This is a genomic window from Pseudoalteromonas sp. ND6B (genome assembly GCF_000764215.1).
Classification (GTDB): Bacteria; Pseudomonadota; Gammaproteobacteria; order Enterobacterales; family Alteromonadaceae; genus Pseudoalteromonas; species Pseudoalteromonas tetraodonis.
Genome location: NZ_JQFL01000078.1, coordinates 182245 through 199933, shown reverse-complemented (window position 1 = coordinate 199933; position 17689 = coordinate 182245). Strand labels below are relative to the sequence as shown.

Below are 17689 nucleotides of genomic sequence, written 5' to 3'. Positions count from 1 at the left end.
TGAATCGCCCCGAGTTCATCGGAGACCAGTTTGTTTAAGTCAGGCCACTTTACCTGACTCGTTTAAATTATCATAGTAGTCTGTTTCATATTGAGCTGGTGAAATATACCCAATTGAAGATAATAAGCGTTGATTATTAAACCAATTGACCCACTCTAACGTTGCGTATTCAACAGCATCAACATTCTTCCACGGGCCATTTCTGCGAATAATCTCTGTTTTAAATAATCCATTTATTGTTTCAGCCAATGCATTGTCATAAGAGTCACCCACACTGCCTACAGACGCTTGAATTCCAGCTTCAGCAAGTCGCTCAGTGTATCGTATAGACAAATATTGGCTGCCTCTGTCGCTGTGGTGAATTAACCCTTCGGGGTTGCCACGATGCCAAATAGCTTGCTCTAACGCATCAAGAATAAGCTCTGTGTGCATTGTCGTTGATACACGCCAACCTACAATGTATCGTGAAAAAACATCTATCACGAAAGCGACATAAACAAACCCACTCCATGTGGCAACATAGGTGATGTCAGCTACCCAAAGTTGATTTGGCTGCTCAGCAGTAAATTGACGATTAACTAAATCAAGTGGCTTATCTTGTTGCTCGTCAGGTATCGTTGTCTTATGTGCTTTACCCCGACGAACACCTTGAATTCCCATAACTCGCATCAATCGTTCGACTGTACAGCGGGCGACTTGATGGTCGTCAAGCTGTAGCTGCTTCCATATTTTTCTTGCACCATAAACTGACATATTATCCTCCCACACTTCGCGAATGAGTATTATCAGCTCAGCATCACGCTTTTTGCGGTTAGACAGTCGCTCAGGCTCTCTTTGTATCTGTTTATGAGAATAATACGTTGATGGTGCAATCGGCAATTCCTTGCAAATTGACTCGACACCGTAATGCTCTCTGCAAGCATCAATAAAATCCACTATTACTTCTGTTTGCGGTCGAGCTCCGCTTGGGCGAAAAAAGCGGCAGCTTGCCTCAGGATATCATTCGTTCGCTTGAGCTCTTTATTCTCGCGCTCTAAGACGGCAAGGCGTTCTTCAGTTGATTGCGTATTAGAAGAGGGTTTAGACGGTTGAGCTTGAGATTTCTTGACCCATGCTCTAAGTGTTTCTGGGGTACATCCCAGTTTATCTGAAATCGATACTAGCGCAGCCCAAAGAGAAGGGTATTCATGCTGTTGTGTGGTAACAAGCCTAATTGCACGTTCACGAAATTCTGATGTATAGCGATTTGATTTTTTCATAGTTCCAGTTTCTCAAGTTATTGAGTCTCTGGCAAACACGGGGCGATTCAAATTGCTGCTACCAAAGACGTTTTCTGCTAAAAACAATTTTTGCACCACAGAGAACCCCGAGGCGCTTTGCGCTACACAGAGGTGGATTGATATCTTTTAAGCATTTCTCTGTGAACTCTGTGTCCTCGGTGGTAAATGCTTATTTAGGCTTAACTCTAACGCGATATAAAGTCGCTGCTACGAAAGACATTTACTGCTAAAAACAGTTTTTTCACCACAGAGAATCCCGAGGCGCTTTGCGCTGCACAGAGATGGATTCATATCTTTTAAGTATTTCTCTTTTAACTCTGTGTTCTCGGTGGTAAATACTTATTTAGGCTTAACTCTTAAGGAATATGAAATTGCTGCTACCAAAGACGTTTTCTGCTAAAAACAATTTTTGCACCACAGAGAACCCCGAGGCGCTTTGCGCTACACAGAGGTGGATTGATATCTTTTAAGCATTTCTCTGTTAACCCTGTGTTCTCGGTGGTAAATACTTATTTAGGCTTAACTCTGACGCGATATAAGATCGCTGCTACTAAAGATACTTACTGCTAAAGATACTTACTGCTAAAAACAAATTAGCTCCCCCCGCAACCCGAACCTCTTAGCTCTTAGCCCGTAGCCCGTACCCTAAGTTAAATTAATCAAAAATGTTTAAACCAAAAAAAGGCGCTTCCGGTTAAGGTAAGCGCCTTTTGTTATTTTAACTGCTACTTATTTTACGATTTTCATTTCGTCTAATAAGTTTTGGGCGTTATCTACTTTATCCATTACCCACAGCATGTAGCGTGAATCTACATGAATTGAGCGGTTTAGTTCTGGGTTGTAATCCCAATCACCAATAATGCTTTCGTACACACCGTCAAACAGTAAACCCACCAGCTCAGCATTGCCGTTAAGCGTTGGCGAACCTGAGTTACCACCTGTCGTGTCTACATTTGATAAAAAGTTAACTGGAACAGTATTCATGCCACCAGTGTAATCACCATAAAGCTTCGCTTTAATTTGCTCTTGCAGCTTTTTAGGCGCATTAAATGGGTCAACATCGGTGTTTTTAGCCAATAAGCCTTCAAGTGAAGTAAACGGCGTAGCCACTAATCCATCTTGCGGAGAATAACCACCTACGGTGCCATAAGTTACACGTAATGTGCTGTTTGCATCGGCGTAAACCGGTTTGTTTTGCGCTTTGTTAAAGGCAATAATTGCACTCATTAACTCTGGGCGAGCAGCTTGTAACTTACCTGCCAGGGCTTTTGACTTATCTTCCTCGGCTTTCATCACAGCAAATATAGCTTTTGCATATTGCATGAATGGGTCTTGGCTTTGGTTAAGCTGACTTAGTGTTTGTTCAAATAATGAATTACGTACAATTTCGTTATCTAATCTTGATTTGGCATACATTTCATCTAGCAATGCACTTTGTTTTGCTTTATCAAACCCGTTTTCTAAAGCAAAAGCTTTATCAATTTCACTAAATCGTTCTGCTTTAGGTAATGCTGCATATTGCTCTAAAAAGTGCAGTAATATAGCTTTATCTACATTGGCATCAAAGCGACGTGACATACGCTCAAGAGAAGATTTAATACGCGGTAAATCGCGTTCTTGATAACCTGATTCGCGCTCACTATTTGGCTTTTGTTTTTCAACCGCTAAGCGGTATAAACGACGTGCCGTGCTGATCATTTGTGAACGATGAACATAGCCTACCATACGGTCGCGCTCACTGTGCTCTTGCGATTGAGCTACTAATGCCGATAACTCATTAAGCACATTCCCGTAGCGCTGTTTACGCTCGCTATCGCTGTTTATCCAGCTTGTAAGCTCTTGTTCAAACTGTTTTTTACGCTCAAACATGGTGCCTTTTTTGAAGCTTTCAATCATCGAACCATAGTTTTTAATGTAGTTGTTGTAACCTGCTATGGTGCTTTCGTAAGCAATACGGGCTTTGCTGCCATCTTCTGAGTTTTCTTCAATTAGTGACACGTATTTAGTATTGTGCATGCGCGCTTTAGGGTAACTGTCGTTAAATACGTAATCAACCTCTGCGGCAATACGGTAACGATTGGTACGCCCTGGATAGCCAGTTACCATAACAAAGTCGCCCTCTTGCACGCCTTTAGCACTTACACTTAAGTAAGACTCTGGCACGTACGGTACGTTATCTTCGCTGTACTCTGCTGGCTTGCCATCTTTACCTACATAGGCGCGGTAAAAACCAAAATCGCCTGTATGGCGCGGCCACATCCAGTTATCGATATCGCCACCGTATTTACCTACGCCCATGGCAGGTGCATACGCTAAACGTACATCTTTAATTTCCAGTGATTTAATTAGGTAAAACTCTAAACCCCCATGAAACGAATACACATTACAACGGTAACTAGCATCAGCTTCACACTGTGCAACGAGTGCTTTTTGATTTTTTTCTAACGCATCGTAGCGTGCTTTTGCGCTTAGCTCGTTAGTGCCGCTAATCACTTTATCGGTCACATTGGTCACTGTTTCGGTTACGTACACACGTGAACCTGGCGCAGCTGGTAAGTCTTCAGCTGGTGTTTTTGCTAAAAAGCCATTTTCTAAAATGTTATTTTCAGGCGTTGAATTATATTGCACCGAACCATAAATACAGTGATGGTTAGTTACAACTAAGCCTTTTGGCGAAACAAACGAGGCTGTACAACCACCTAAGCTAATAACCGCATTCATTGGAAATTCGGTTAATTTTGAAATTGAATCAACGCTAATTTCAAGCCCTTTGGCTTTTAATATTGACTCAAGCTCTGGTAGTTGATGAGGTTGCCACATGCCTTCATCGGCATGAGCCGCAGAAGAAAGTGCCAGTGAACAGGTTGCTACCAACGTGGCAACAAGAGGTTTTAAACGCATTATAGAATCCCTTTTATTATTGAACCAGCAGATTACTCATTAAGTATGAGTCAGGTCAACTGCGCTGAGATAAATTGTTACAATATAGCGCCCAATAAACAAAAAAGGAGCCTAAGCTCCTTTTTTAAACAAAATGATAAACGATGTTAGTCGTCTTTTTTCACATCATTTGGATGCGCTACGCCCATCCATGCTTTAAACAGCGCTTTTTGCTCAGCAGTAGCATTTTTATTAGCGACTACTTTTTTAGGTTTGTCGAAATCTTCAGACAACACAAGCTCAGTCGACATTAATGCATCACGGCGAATAAAATCAACAGTTACCTTGTCTCCTGCTTTAAAGGTTTCTAGGCTCGCGGTTAAGTTTTTCCCTACATGCTTTTTGTTAATAGCGACGAGTTTATCGTCAGTAGTTAAGCCACCTTGCCATGCTGCGCCATCGCGGCTTACATGGGTAAGTGTAAGTAACTCACCAGTATTTTTAGTAAAGGCATCTAAGCTTGGTGTGGCCTTGGCTTTTTCTGGTAATTCAAAGCTTAAACCAACTTTTGCCAGTAATTCATCAAAATCTAGGCTGGCTGGTGTGCTAACATTTTCTTGCCACCAAGCGCTGTAATCACGTCCTGATAGTTGTTTTAAAATAGCTAATACGTCTTGCTCAGTAAAACCCGCTGGTAGCTTATGTTGCTTATAAAGTTCGTTGTGTACGTCTTTATAGCTTATTTTACCTTGGCTTTTTTCAAGTAGGTCTATATCTAACGCCATCGACAATAACGAGCCTTCAAGATAAATATTAGTGCCGTAATTACGTGCATGATCGCCACCTTGATTTATCCATTTATCAAAGCTGGTTTCACTTGCACTTTGCACTTCACGACCAGGGGTAGTGAGGTGGCGATTAATGGTTTTACTAAAGTTCTTAAAAAATTCATCGGTGGTTTGAATACCCGAACGCACTAATAAATGATCTTCAAAATAGCTTGTAGACCCTTCAGCAATCCACAGCAATTTTGAATAATTAATATTAGTGTAGTCATATGGCGCAAGCCCTTTAGGACGGTATGCTTTTACATTCCAAGTATGAATAAACTCATGAGCTGCAGTACTTATAAAACCTAAATAGTCTTCACGTTTAGCAAAGCGATCACGTGGGCGTTGAATAATAGTTGAGTTTAAGTGTTCGGTTGCACCGCCCGCGCCCGATGTAGCATGCACCATAAATACATAACGCTCATACGGGTAGCTGTCCCAAATTACATTGCCCGTTGCCACTAGCTTTTTCAGATCGGATAGCATCAGTTCTATGTCGTAATTACCTTCGCCCCACACCACTAGTTCGTACTCTCGGCCATCAACTTCAAAAGTACGTAGCTCGTTAATACCGGTTTCTATTGGTGAGTCTACCAACACGTCGTAGTCGCTGGCTTTAAAGCTGTGTTTGTTTTTATAGTTTTCCATACCCGACACCGAGCGCCATGCTTTAGGTACGTTTAATTCAACCGTAACTGGCTCTTGGCGAAATGATTCGCTAAACATAAAAAAGCCCGATGCATCAACAAACGCATGACTGTCGTCAATATGGCGAGCGCGCTTACCTAGCTCATTGGCATACACTTGGTAATCAACATTAACTTCAGTCGGCTCGTTTAAATGAACACGCCATGTGCTGTGGTCTATTTTTTCCCACTTTAATGCATTACCTTCATCGTCGCTGGCTTTAAAGTAACGTACGCCATTGGCAAGGTTTAAAATTTCATAGCGACCAGTACGCCATGCTGGCAGTTTTACATCTAAATATGATTGCGCCGTTTTAGGAAACTCTACATTTACATCACCTAAATGATGCTCTGGCTGAGAGATATTTAAAGCGTAGTTAACGTCGGCAAATGCTGGTGCTGAACAGGCAGCTAAAATTGATAAGGCAAGTAGCTTTTTCATAAAGGCTCTTTTTTATATAACGTATTGTTGTACCAAGATTAACAAGACCCATTTTAAAAGTGAATTAAAAGCGGTAAATGCACTTATATTTAAGATCGCTCGTATTTTGTTATTAAAAACATTAAGTTTTTGATCTCATCCCTACTATTAATATGTTTTTGTTGTAAACTAAAACAATAGAGGTATTACGATGATGGTGTGTAGGTGTCTAGGAGCTCCAATACGGTGGAACAAAAACTAAAGCAAGCAATCGACAGTAGAAAAGTAATAGAAAGTGCTCGCCAACATCAAGTGAGTACGCTTTCTAATTTTGCAGCTAAGTTGTCTTTAAGCTGTAAGGGACTTGATACTGAGCTTGATAACCGCCTAGCTAAGTTTCGAAGCGCGTTAAACAAAGGAATGAGTTTTGAAGACTTTGCTCCTTTAGTGGATGATATTTTAGCTTTGCTTAAAAACCAAGAAGCCATTCAACTAGCACATCAACGCGACCTTTTTACCAGTGTACAAAATGCAGGTAAGCAATTACAACAAACCAAAGGCTTGCCTGACGAAACCCGCAGAACGCTGCGTCATTTATTAGATAACCAACTTGACGATATTCAATCTGTACATGGCTTTATTCCTATACTAAACCAGCTGATAACTTTTTATCATCAAGCCTTAATTGCTAAAAGCAACGACGCCTTTGAGCCTCCGAACCTAAGTGCCCTCACTGAAAAGCTGTTTAAATTAGTCAGTCAGCTAGTTCTCGAAGAAGAAGCCAACGAAGCGTTGTATTTAATAAAAAAACGTATTGCTAAGAATAAAGCCGTAGACCAGCTACTTGATGCAGCAATTGATGTAATCACACTTATTGTACAAAGCATTCAAGTTGAGCGCGCGTCAGCACAAAGCTTCTTAACCTCTTTAAACCAAACACTCGGAGAGCTACATCGCTCATTAGTATCGACCAGCGAACATTCTGAATCGATGACTGTTGAGTTTGACTCAATTAATCAACGAATTGGTGAAAAGCTAAGAAATTTAAATACACAAACAAATAAAGCAACATCAATTACAGAGTTAAAGCAATTGGTTGAAAATGAGTTACGCTCATTAAGTGCTGATATTTTAGAAAAAGAGCAGCTAGAACAAAAAGATCGCCAAATTTTAATTTCTAGCTTTGCACAAATAAACGATAGAATTGGCAGTTTAGAAAACAAAGTTAGTAATTATAAGAAACGTTTGAATGAACAACGTTTTAAAAGTTTACTCGACAGTCTTACCAAATTACCTAATCGCGCAGCTTTTGATGAACGTTATAATCACGAAATCAATGTATTTAACGAACGCCCGTCAGACATAACCTTAGTGGTTATTGATGTAGACCATTTTAAATCAATTAACGATCGTTTTGGTCACACAGCCGGCGACATTACCTTGCAAGTGATTGCCAAAGCGCTGCAAAAATCGATTAGACAAACTGATTTTATTGCCCGTTATGGCGGCGAAGAGTTTGTGTTATTAATGCCCCGTACCTCACTTGAAAACGCCGTCGAGCATCTCGATAAATTAAGACTGTCGATTAAAAAGATCCCATTTAAATTTAAAGACAAGCAAATACAAATTACTGTTTCTTTAGGCGCAACCCAATTTGAAGTCGGTGATACGCCTCTAAAAGCATTTGATAGAGCCGATGAGGCTCTTTACGATGCTAAAAACTCAGGCCGGGATCGTCTGTGTATTAGTAAATAGTGTTATGCACTTTTACCCTTGAGTATAAGGCATAACTACGCAGTAAATTTACCCAAGAAGTTTCAAGGAGAATGTCGATGCTAATACAATTAAACCCTACAGGGGTATTAGATTTATTGTCGCAGCTAGAAGTAGACTTACTCGAGCAATCATCAACCAGCGAACGCTACAGACTATTTAGAAACTGTGTATTGGCCGTGCTCAATGTAGGCAGCCACACCGATGTAAGCAATGATATTTACGATAAACACAAAGATTTTGATATACGTTTGGTTAGCCGTGAACGCGGTATAAAAATTGAGTTAGAAAATCCTCCGCAAACGGCCTTTGTTGATGGCCACATAGTAACAGGCATTCATGAGCACATATTTTCGGTTATTCGCGATATCTTGTTTATTTGCCAAAAGTATGAAAAAAATCTCCAAGAAACTAAAGCCATTACCCACATGGTTTTTGACATGCTTAGAAATGCCGACGCCCTCAAAGTAAATAGCGAACCTAACATGGTCGTATGCTGGGGCGGCCACTCTATTAACGAAATAGAATATAAGTACACAAAACAAGTAGGTTACGAATTAGGCTTACGTGGGTTAAATATTTGTACCGGCTGTGGGCCTGGTGCAATGAAAGGCCCAATGAAAGGCGCCACTATTGGTCATGCAAAACAACGTATTACCAACAATCGTTATTTAGGTTTAACTGAGCCCAGCATTATTGCTGCAGAGCCACCTAACCCGATTGTAAATGAGCTGGTTATTTTACCCGACATTGAGAAGCGACTTGAGGCGTTTGTTCGCACCGCTCATGCTATTATTATTTTTCCAGGTGGCGCAGGTACAGCCGAAGAGTTACTTTATTTATTAGGTATTTTGTTACACCCTGAAAACGACAAGCAATGTTTACCTGTTATTTTAACTGGCCCTAAACAGAGCAAAGCTTACTTTGAAGAGCTTTGTAAGTTTATTCAAATGACTTTAGGCGATGCCGCACTGAGTAAATTTGAAGTGATTATTGATGACCCTCAATTAGTTAGTCAAAAACTGAAATCGGCCATGAATGGGGTACGCGAATACCGTAAAAGCCAAGGCGATGCTTATTACTTTAACTGGACGTTGAAAATAGAAAATGATTTTCAGCAGCCATTTTACCCAACTCATGAAGCCATGGGGTCACTTGATTTACACCTTGATCAACCCAAACAACAGCTCGCCGCTAATTTACGTCGTGCGTTTTCGGGAATTGTTGCCGGTAACGTAAAAGAAGAAGGCTTAAATGCAATTAAAGAGCATGGCCCCTATGTGCTAAGTGGTGAGCCTGATTTAATGGAAGCAATGGACAAGCTTTTACAAGCATTTGTAGAACAAGGTAGAATGAAACTTCCCGGAAGTAAGTATATTCCTTGTTATACAATAAAAGCGTGAGTTTATAATTGAATCCCCATTTACTCCTTATTGATGCGCTTAATTTAATTAGGCGCATTTATGCTGTTGATGCAAACCAAAGTCATCACAGCGACGAGCACATGTTAAAAGCCTGCTGTGCACGGGTTGCACATGCATGCAAAAAACTTTTAACCACCACCAATGCATCCCATGCAATTGCGGTTTTTGATGGTGACAAAAGCTGGCGTTACCACTTTTATAAAGACTACAAACATTCGCGTGCACCTATGCCAGAGACCCTAAAAAACGCGTTACCCCATTTTAAAGCGGCCATTGAAGAAACCGGTATAGTGGTATTTGAACCGACTAACGATGAAGCCGACGATATTATTGCGACTTTAGCGCATAAAGCGGCTAATAATCAGATAAACAATACCATTGTCTCTACTGATAAAGGCTTTTTGCCTCATTTGAATGAGCATATTGAAGTATACGATTACTTTAAAAAGCAACACCTGAATGAAGAACATATTGAAGAGCGCTTTGCTGTCGCTCAACATAAACTCATCGACTTTTGGGCACTCGCAGGCGATAAAACCAATGACATTCCTGGTGTTAAAGGTATTGGTGTTAAATCCGCGCAGCAATTGGTTAATCAATACAGCTCTATTGAAGAAGCGCTAAATGATGAATCGTTAAATACACGACTACAAAAAAAGCTTAATGAAAATATGGATATGTTTGTTATTTCTAAACAATTGGTGAGTTTGCGTACAGATATCCATTTAGGCTTTAGTTTAAAGCAGTTAAGGCTTAATTAGTCGCAAGTTAATAGCACTGTAAACTTGCAATACGTATACTAGCGATAGCTATTTTGGTCTGGGTTGGCAATGTTTAAAAAGTTTATTAGGTATTTAATATTAGGATTAGGTTTATACGCTCTAATAGCTACGTCAGTTATTATGTTCTATAAAGACGATCCACAAGCTATGATTTGGCAAGACAGAGAAGCATTTAATAAACGCTATATCGAAAAATTGCGTTTAGAAGATACCTTTACGCTAAATGATGTGCTTGAATATTTAGGTAGCCCAGATTTAACCTATGCTAGGCGTGATGGCGAGCAAGTATGGCAGGTTGTTTTTTATCGTACCCAACATAAAACCTCAGACGGTATCACCACCATGGATGAATGTACTGGGTTATTATTTAAAAATGGCCAACTAATAATGTGGGGCCCAAGTGCTTATGAAAAATACCTTGAGCATAATGATGGGAAGATTTAATGGAAGCTCCACTGTCGGGTAAACTAAAAAAGCTATTCGAAAGCACGCAACTGCTTTTAAGCTCCCATAACAATAAAAGTCAGTGGCATACCTTCTACCCTCTTGTGTGTAAGCTTTCAGAGCAATACGCTGCATTATACAAACAAAACCCAGCGGCCTTGCAAGCTCAGTTAAATTTATATAAAACACATTATAGTTACGCAACCAATTTAGTGGTTAACCAATGTGTATTAACCTGTGCTTTGTGTAGTAGTCAAAACTACGACAACGATTTAACCGAGCTTTATATTAGTGCCTCATTAGTTGAACACCTTTGTGTTGCCAAACAATTAAATAAGTTAGCTCAACAGCAAACGTTTAACGAAGCCGATAAAAAAATGTGGCAGTTACGCCATAAACTTGCAGCCAAAGTATTATTAACGGCTAAACAACCCGCGCACCAAATTGCTCATATTTTGGCAAAATTAGGCAAATACAAACACGCATTATTAGATACACCTAAAATTATGCTTTATGACGGTGCCAGTGTGTTGGTTTCTTTAGCTAATATATTAGCACTTAACGTTACTTGTAATGAAAAACAACAGCACATAAATTTTTATAAAGCGGTCGCTGATTTATATATAAGAACTCCCAACTCATTTGCACAAACGTTATTAAAAGCGCTAGTTGCACACGTTGGACAATATGTACCTGGCAGCCAAGTCGTGTATGCCGACCAAGCTATGGTTTATTTAGCCACGGATACGCAAGGCCGACATATTATAGTTAATAACGCCAATACTAAAATGGCATGGTATCGTATTAAAGCGTCCTTAATGGATGACTCAAAAGCATGGGAATGCAATGATAACCGCTTATTTTTAAAAGTATGGGACAGTGAATATCTTAATATCCCGAATAGTGAACTCTCTGCACAAGCACCCTTGTACCAATTAGTTAAACAAATAAAAACGCAAAAAGAATACAGCTTTAAAGCCTTAAACACCTTACTTACCCCCTACCCTGACGTTATAAAGTCAGTATGCTTAGCAGTAAAGCATTACAACAAAGAGCTATTACCCGCTAAAGATTTAAGACATAGTTTATCTATGGTAGGTTACGATAAAGCACCGGCTATTATTCAAGGGGTGGTGTTTCAACAATTAGTAAATAGTATTGCTCATCCTTTACATGCCTTTTTATGCACCCGTATTAGTTGTTTAGTAAATATTTTAGAGCTATTAGTAAAGCATAATCCCCGCGTTCAAGGTGAGCGTATTAGTTTAAGCTTATATGCTTACTTATATTATGTGTTGATACATTACAGCGCAGATGTTTCTAGAAAAATCACCATTGATCAAACACCGAATAAATCTCTCGATACACCTTTTAGTACATTTTTTGGTGTAAACAACGTAGATGCCTCTCATTTAAACAGTGAGCTTAACGAATTACTTAGTGGCGACCCATGGGCGTCGGCTTTATTAAATGCAGAGCAATTGCCTAAAAAGCAGCTTGATGATGCTGGTCAATTATGGGCGGCATTAAAGGTAGTGGCACAACGCATACTTAAACCTAACCAGCCATTAACAGCATGGCAACAGCAAATATTAAATCAACAACTTAGTCGCCATGGCTGGCAAAGTGAAGCCGATTTCAATCAATCGCTGCTGGGCTTAGGGCTACACAATAGTATTTAGCTGACTTATTACCATTATAATTCAAGATTATACCCTGTATTCATACTATAAACTGGCAAAATGAGAGATAAATTGGTATAAATGCCGGCTCAAATTTAGTACCCCTGTCATATAAGTAGTCTAAACTCTGTTGAGTATTTTTATTTATGTGTGTATCCAAATCTTTAAAGGAAAAGTTCATGGCCAAACAAACCATAACAGTGATCAAAGGCGACGGCATCGGCCCAAGCATTATCGACTCAGCACTTGAAATACTAAAAGCCGCAGGATGCGATTTTGATTATGAATTTGTTGACGCTGGCCTAGCTGCGCTTGAAAAAACAGGCGAATTGCTTCCACAAGAAACAATTGACACAATTGCTAAGAATAAAATCACCTTAAAAGGCCCATTAACCACGCCTGTAGGCGAAGGTTTTACATCTATCAACGTAACACTTCGTAAGCAATTTGGTTTATACGCCAATGTACGTCCAGTTAAATCGTTTGCCGGTACTAAAGCCCGTTACGACGATATTGATATCATCACTATTCGTGAAAACACACAAGGTATGTATTCAGGTGCAGGCCAAGTAGTATCTGAAGATGGTACTGAAGCTGAAGCAAAATCAGTGATCACTCGCGAAGGCGCAGAAAAAATTGTGACGTTCGCATACGAACTTGCTGTGCGCGAAGGCCGTAAAAAAGTAACTGCTGTACATAAAGCAAATATTTTAAAATCAACGTCTGGTTTATTCTTAAAAGTGGCGCGTGAAGTAGCTGAGCGTTACCCAGAAATTGAATCAACTGAAATGATTGTTGATGCAACATGTATGAAGCTTGTAATGACCCCTGAAGAGTTTGACGTGATCGTTACAACGAACTTATTTGGCGATATTTTATCTGACTTATGTGCTGGCTTAGTAGGCGGTTTAGGCATGGCACCAGGAGCAAACATTGGTGAAGATGCTGCTATTTTTGAAGCTGTTCACGGTAGTGCACCTGATATTGCTGGTAAAAACCTTGCAAATCCTACGTCAGTGATTTTAGCCTCTATTCAAATGCTAGAACATTTAAACATGGGCGATACAGCTGAACGTATTCGTAGCGCTGTTGCTGATGTAATTAAATCAGGCGACCGTACTACCCGCGATTTAGGCGGCAGCCACGGCACTACTGATTTCACACAATCAGTAATTGACCGTCTGTAATTAGTACTGTTAAATTAAAAAGCCAGCTAATGCTGGCTTTTTTTATGCCAGAAACACAGCATTTAAATTTCCCCCTGACCATCCCCAAGCCTAGGTAAACACGTAAAACTGCATAATTTCTGCTTATAAAGTGAAAATAACTCATATCAAATAGATTATTAGATTAAAAAACATTTAAAAATGAATTTTTAATCCAAAAATCAGTTTAATGGGTTGACATGTGTGCTCAAAAGCCTTAAAAATAACCACATACAAAAATTGTTATTTAAACAGCATTTTATTTTAAAGAGCAAAACATCATGAATACACAATTTCGCCTTTTAGTCTTACTCGTACTGGTCTTAGTGATAAGCCCAGCGGGGATGTATTAAAAGGTGAAAAATGCTTTTTAAAACCCTCGCACTACGCGGGGGTTTTTTTTTGCATGTAATCAACAGAGGAATGAGGATGAGTAAACAAGAATATAATGGCTCTGAATTGGTTGTTAAGTCATTAAAAGAGCTAAAGGTAAAGTATATATTTGGTTATCCCGGCGGCTCAGTATTAGATTTATACGACGCACTTTTTCAGCAAGACGATATTGAGCACATTTTAGTACGCCATGAACAAGCGGCTACACACATGGCCGATGGCTACGCAAGAGCAACCGGTGAAGTAGGTGTTGTACTTGCTACATCAGGTCCCGGTGCAACAAACTGTGTAACAGGCATAGCAACTGCGTATATGGATTCAATTCCTATGGTGGTGTTATCAGGTCAAGTGCCCACAAGTCTTATTGGTGATGACGCGTTTCAAGAAACCGATATTGTTGGTTGCTCTCGCCCGATTGTAAAACATAGCTTTAATTGTAGAAGCGCTAGTGAAATTCCCAATATTCTTGCTAAAGCCTTTTATATTGCCAGTACCGGCCGCCCAGGGCCTGTGGTAGTCGAACTTCCTAAAGACATACTTAACCCAGAGCTAACTTTTGCTTACAACTTTCCAGCGGCAACAGAACTCAGAACCTACAACCCTAATACCAAGGGTCACTCTAAGCAAATTCGTAAGGCCGTTACTGCTATTTTAGAAGCAAAAAAACTGGTTATCTACTCTGGTGGCGGTATTGTGCTTTCAAACACCTCAGAGCAACTAACTCATTTAGTCGAGTCACTTAATGCCCCTATTACCAATACCCTAATGGGACTGGGCGGTATATCGGGCGTTCACCCTAACTTTATTGGTATGTTAGGTATGCACGGTACATTAGAAGCCAATAAAGCCATGGCCAATGCCGATGTTATTTTAGCGCTTGGTGCACGATTCGATGATCGGGTTACTAATAACGTTCAAAAATTCTGTCCAAATGCCACTATTGTGCATGTAGATGTTGATCCAACCTCTATTTCTAAAACCATTAAATCACATATTCCTGTTGTTGGCTGTTTGGCAACGGTACTGGAGCAATTACAAACTGCCATAGATAACAGCCCAATTAAAATTGATCGCAGTGCACAAGAAGATTGGTGGCGACAAGTGATCAGCTGGCGTGAACAAAAATGCCTTAGTTACAACAGCGATGGTGACAAAATAAAACCTCAGGCAGTTATCGAGGCAATATATGAAGCGACCAACGGAGATGCTTATGTCAGCTCTGATGTTGGCCAACATCAAATGTTTGCCGCGCAGTACTACCCATTTAAACACCCTCGTCAATGGATCAACTCAGGCGGCCTAGGCACTATGGGCTTTGGTTTACCTGCGGCTATGGGGGTTAAGCTGGCTTTTCCTGATAAAGAGTCTTTATGTGTGACTGGAGACGGCTCTATTCAAATGAACATCCAAGAGCTATCAACCTGTTTACAGTATAACTTAGCAGTAAAGGTGATCTCCTTAAATAACCGTTCATTAGGTATGGTAAGACAATGGCAAGACATGATTTATGGAGGTAGGCATTCTTCATCGTATATGGAATCTTTGCCTGATTTTGTAAAGCTTGTTGAAAGCTATGGCCATGTTGGGATCAGAGTAAACACTCTTGATGAATTACAACCCGCGATAGACAAAGCCATGTCGATAACCGACAGATTGGTATTTTTAGATATTTTAGTAGACGAAAAAGAACATGTTTACCCAATGCAAATTAAGCACGGTGGTATAGACGAAATGTGGTTAAGAAAAGGAGTGAAGGCATAATGCGTCGTATATTATCTATATTATTAGAGAATGAACCTGGTGCGTTATCACGTATAGTGGGGCTTTTTTCTCAACGAGCATACAATATTGATAGCTTAACAGTGGGTACCACAGATGATGAGTCTCTTTCTCGTATTACGGTAACCACTAAAGGCGATGACAGAATTGTTGAACAAATAACAAAACAAGTAAACAAGCTGGTCGATGTACTCAAAGTGATTGATTTAACCGACATGAGTCACATAGAACGCGAACTGCTGTTAGTAAAAGTATTTGCCAAAGACGAAGCGACTCGTGCGGCAGTAACTCGTGTTGTTGATGTATTTCAAGGGGCTATTTTAGATATGGGTCGTCAAAGTTACAGCCTACAATTGGTAAGTAGCACCGATAAAATAGAGTCGTTCTTAGATACTTTACGCCACGAGACCGACATTATTGAAGTGGTACGCTCAGGCGCAGTCGGCATTGGCCGAGGAGATAAAGCGCTTAAAGCTAAATAACCAAAGCTAAGATTAAATAGCGTAAATTAAATAATCAAAAATTTACAACAAAAAAAAAGGGCTAAATAGCCCTTTTATTATATTTTATAAACCTAAAATTATAGATTTACTTGGTCTTTAAGACCTTTACCTGGTTTAAAGCTTGGAATAGTCGCTGCTGAAATTTGGATTTCTGCACCCGTTTGTGGGTTACGACCCGTGCGTGCAGCACGTTCTTTAACTGAAAAAGTACCAAAACCAACTAATGCAACAGAGTTGCCTTCTTTTAATGAAGAAGTTACAGCGCCTGTGAATGCGTCAAGTGCACGTGTAGCGGCTGCTTTAGAGATTTCTGCGTCAGTAGAGATTTTTTCAACTAGTTGAGCTTTGTTCATTATTAGATTCCTATTCGTTATTATTTTGCCTTCGCAAATCCTATCTTTATGCATTTTCGAAGAGTTAGCAACAGCAAATTACGTTTTTTATCTAAAATACTAAAAAATTAGTAAAAATAGTAAAATTCACTGTAAAATACAGCGAGTTGAGTTAACAAAAGCTTAATTTAAGCACACTATTAGTGCAACTTTGCACCTTAATGACTCACTCTACCTTTTCTATTACTAAGGTTACTTCCCCAACCTCAACACCAAACTTAACAATAGACGTGCGGTTTATCAAGCGTGTATTTGTTACTAGGTACATCCAATCATCAAAATTAACTTCTAAAGTGCTGCCATCGTAAGGGATCTCTACATTATAATTCCAATGAAACACACTACCATCACTCTCTCCTGTAGCTATCCCTAAAACATCAGAGGCTGTTCCTGTTAATGTGTTATCGTCGTTTAAGGTAATTTTCCAAATGCGTTTTTGTGTTTCTCCATCATCATAAACGAAGTCTTCCTCAATAACGCCTTGGTTGCCATCCCACGTAGCGCTCAAGTCTACAACAAGCTTTCGGGTTAATTCGCCTTTAAAGTCTTGTACAACACCGTAGGCTTTTAAATCGCCGCTAAAAAAAGTCTTAAAATCGAAATTAGGTTCTGAGCCTTTGTAATGCTCTACACTCGGCGCAGAACAACTTGCAATAAAGAAGCTTACTACCAGTAGCAAAGTTACTTTGATACGTTTTAGATTAATCATATTAAATCCCTAAAAGTTGATTTCTAATCGATGGTTCTGAGGTGTTCTCACTTAACCAAATAGCTAAGAAGTCATCTGCAAAAGTGGTGTCTTCTATGCGGCCTATTTCATTGTCATTGTGAAAGAAAATACTGTGTCCTTGCTGATCGGTCAGTAAGGTTAACGATTCACCCTTTTTAATGTCTGGCCATATGGCTAATAATTTATCTGCATAGCGAGCTGATAATTGTGATTTACCTAAATGTTGCCATTGCTCTTTAGTGGCTTTTACAATGTCTTTAGCATCAAAATCGCGCAGGTAAGTTAAAGTAAATTTAACCGGCGTTTGCTTGGGACTATAAGATCCAGAGGGAGTAAAAAGCGTTGCATCATAAACATCCCAAAAAAGGTATTCCATACGTGCCTCGCCCACTTTGTTAAACTGGGTATCAGCATAAGCAGCATGGTTAAACAGGGCATAAATTAGTACTAAATTTAAAAGCGTTTTCATAATCAGCTCCAAGCAG

Annotated in this window: 14 protein-coding genes and 1 other annotated feature; of the genes, 8 read left to right on the top strand and 6 right to left on the bottom strand. The window is 39.7% G+C overall.

The window, feature by feature from the left end:
- Nucleotides 1-39: 39 nt before the first annotated feature.
- The 3 genes from ND6B_RS02010 to ND6B_RS02025 form a co-directional block, all read right to left on the bottom strand.
- Nucleotides 40-1259 (bottom strand): IS3 family transposase gene (locus tag ND6B_RS02010; RefSeq protein WP_089368775.1). Its coding sequence is split into 2 segments (ribosomal slippage): nucleotides 40-980 and nucleotides 980-1259, totalling 1221 coding nucleotides; the frame shifts between segments, so codons are not numbered across the junction.
- Nucleotides 865-981, bottom strand: a sequence feature (AL1L pseudoknot). (Overlaps the previous gene by 117 nt.)
- Before the next feature lie 750 nt (nucleotides 1260-2009).
- Complete coding sequence (locus ND6B_RS02020; RefSeq protein ID WP_010388890.1) at nucleotides 2010-4181, bottom strand: S46 family peptidase; 2172 nt, start codon at nucleotides 4179-4181, stop codon at nucleotides 2010-2012.
- Between the two features lie 146 nt (nucleotides 4182-4327).
- On the bottom strand, nucleotides 4328-6118 hold the full coding sequence (locus ND6B_RS02025; RefSeq protein ID WP_033104230.1) for a M61 family metallopeptidase: 1791 nt from the start codon (nucleotides 6116-6118) through the stop codon (nucleotides 4328-4330).
- 225 nt (nucleotides 6119-6343) lie between these two features.
- Here ND6B_RS02025 and ND6B_RS02030 point away from each other — a divergent pair, with 225 nt between their 5' ends.
- The 8 genes from ND6B_RS02030 (at nucleotide 6344) to ilvN (ending at nucleotide 16061) form a co-directional block, all read left to right on the top strand.
- On the top strand, nucleotides 6344-7852 hold the full coding sequence (locus ND6B_RS02030; protein WP_081844574.1) for a GGDEF domain-containing protein: 1509 nt from the start codon (nucleotides 6344-6346) through the stop codon (nucleotides 7850-7852).
- Between the two features lie 77 nt (nucleotides 7853-7929).
- Nucleotides 7930-9273: a nucleotide 5'-monophosphate nucleosidase PpnN gene (gene ppnN / locus ND6B_RS02035; protein WP_033104228.1), complete on the top strand. Its 1344-nt coding sequence runs from the start codon at nucleotides 7930-7932 to the stop codon at nucleotides 9271-9273.
- Nucleotides 9274-9281: 8 nt separating this feature from the next.
- The gene (xni, locus tag ND6B_RS02040) at nucleotides 9282-10055 is read left to right on the top strand and encodes a flap endonuclease Xni (RefSeq protein ID WP_033104227.1); all 774 of its coding nucleotides are present in this window, start codon (nucleotides 9282-9284) and stop codon (nucleotides 10053-10055) included.
- Between the two features lie 69 nt (nucleotides 10056-10124).
- Complete coding sequence (locus tag ND6B_RS02045; RefSeq protein ID WP_033104226.1) at nucleotides 10125-10520, top strand: DUF3192 domain-containing protein; 396 nt, start codon at nucleotides 10125-10127, stop codon at nucleotides 10518-10520.
- A complete protein-coding gene (locus ND6B_RS02050; RefSeq protein ID WP_033104225.1) occupies nucleotides 10520-12202 on the top strand; it encodes a hypothetical protein in 1683 nt (560 codons plus the stop codon). The genes ND6B_RS02045 and ND6B_RS02050 overlap by 1 nt, the downstream gene beginning before the upstream one ends.
- 179 nt (nucleotides 12203-12381) lie before the next feature.
- Nucleotides 12382-13389: an isocitrate dehydrogenase gene (locus ND6B_RS02055; protein ID WP_008112567.1), complete on the top strand. Its 1008-nt coding sequence runs from the start codon at nucleotides 12382-12384 to the stop codon at nucleotides 13387-13389.
- Nucleotides 13390-13836: 447 nt separating this feature from the next.
- Nucleotides 13837-15561, top strand: a complete 1725-nt coding sequence (locus tag ND6B_RS02060) for an acetolactate synthase 3 large subunit (RefSeq protein WP_033104224.1) — start codon at nucleotides 13837-13839, stop codon at nucleotides 15559-15561.
- Nucleotides 15561-16061, top strand: a complete 501-nt coding sequence (gene ilvN / locus ND6B_RS02065) for an acetolactate synthase small subunit (protein WP_008112561.1) — start codon at nucleotides 15561-15563, stop codon at nucleotides 16059-16061. The genes ND6B_RS02060 and ilvN overlap by 1 nt, the downstream gene beginning before the upstream one ends.
- A 98-nt stretch (nucleotides 16062-16159) precedes the next feature.
- Here the strand turns inward: ilvN and ND6B_RS02070 are convergent, their stop codons facing one another.
- From ND6B_RS02070 to ND6B_RS02080, 3 genes are all read right to left on the bottom strand, one after another.
- Entirely contained in the window at nucleotides 16160-16435 is a 276-nt protein-coding gene (locus tag ND6B_RS02070; RefSeq protein WP_008112559.1) for an HU family DNA-binding protein, read from the bottom strand.
- 205 nt (nucleotides 16436-16640) lie between these two features.
- Nucleotides 16641-17183, bottom strand: a complete 543-nt coding sequence (locus ND6B_RS02075; RefSeq protein WP_033104223.1) for a DUF3833 domain-containing protein — start codon at nucleotides 17181-17183, stop codon at nucleotides 16641-16643.
- 1 nt (nucleotide 17184) lies between these two features.
- On the bottom strand, nucleotides 17185-17673 hold the full coding sequence (locus tag ND6B_RS02080) for a chalcone isomerase family protein (RefSeq protein ID WP_013463263.1): 489 nt from the start codon (nucleotides 17671-17673) through the stop codon (nucleotides 17185-17187).
- Nucleotides 17674-17689: the final 16 nt, after the last annotated feature.

What these genes read in the sequence shown, in the direction of transcription:
- ND6B_RS02020 (WP_010388890.1), bottom strand. Translation starts at nt 4,181, where the DNA reads ATGCGTTTAAAACCTCTTGTTGCCACGTTGGTAGCAACCTGTTCACTG.
- ND6B_RS02025 (WP_033104230.1), bottom strand. Translation starts at nt 6,118, where the DNA reads ATGAAAAAGCTACTTGCCTTATCAATTTTAGCTGCCTGTTCAGCACCA.
- ppnN (WP_033104228.1), top strand. Translation starts at nt 7,930, where the DNA reads ATGCTAATACAATTAAACCCTACAGGGGTATTAGATTTATTGTCGCAG.
- ND6B_RS02045 (WP_033104226.1), top strand. Translation starts at nt 10,125, where the DNA reads ATGTTTAAAAAGTTTATTAGGTATTTAATATTAGGATTAGGTTTATAC.
- ND6B_RS02050 (WP_033104225.1), top strand. Translation starts at nt 10,520, where the DNA reads ATGGAAGCTCCACTGTCGGGTAAACTAAAAAAGCTATTCGAAAGCACG.
- ND6B_RS02055 (WP_008112567.1), top strand. Translation starts at nt 12,382, where the DNA reads ATGGCCAAACAAACCATAACAGTGATCAAAGGCGACGGCATCGGCCCA.
- ND6B_RS02060 (WP_033104224.1), top strand. Translation starts at nt 13,837, where the DNA reads ATGAGTAAACAAGAATATAATGGCTCTGAATTGGTTGTTAAGTCATTA.
- ilvN (WP_008112561.1), top strand. Translation starts at nt 15,561, where the DNA reads ATGCGTCGTATATTATCTATATTATTAGAGAATGAACCTGGTGCGTTA.
- ND6B_RS02070 (WP_008112559.1), bottom strand. Translation starts at nt 16,435, where the DNA reads ATGAACAAAGCTCAACTAGTTGAAAAAATCTCTACTGACGCAGAAATC.
- ND6B_RS02075 (WP_033104223.1), bottom strand. Translation starts at nt 17,183, where the DNA reads ATGATTAATCTAAAACGTATCAAAGTAACTTTGCTACTGGTAGTAAGC.
- ND6B_RS02080 (WP_013463263.1), bottom strand. Translation starts at nt 17,673, where the DNA reads ATGAAAACGCTTTTAAATTTAGTACTAATTTATGCCCTGTTTAACCAT.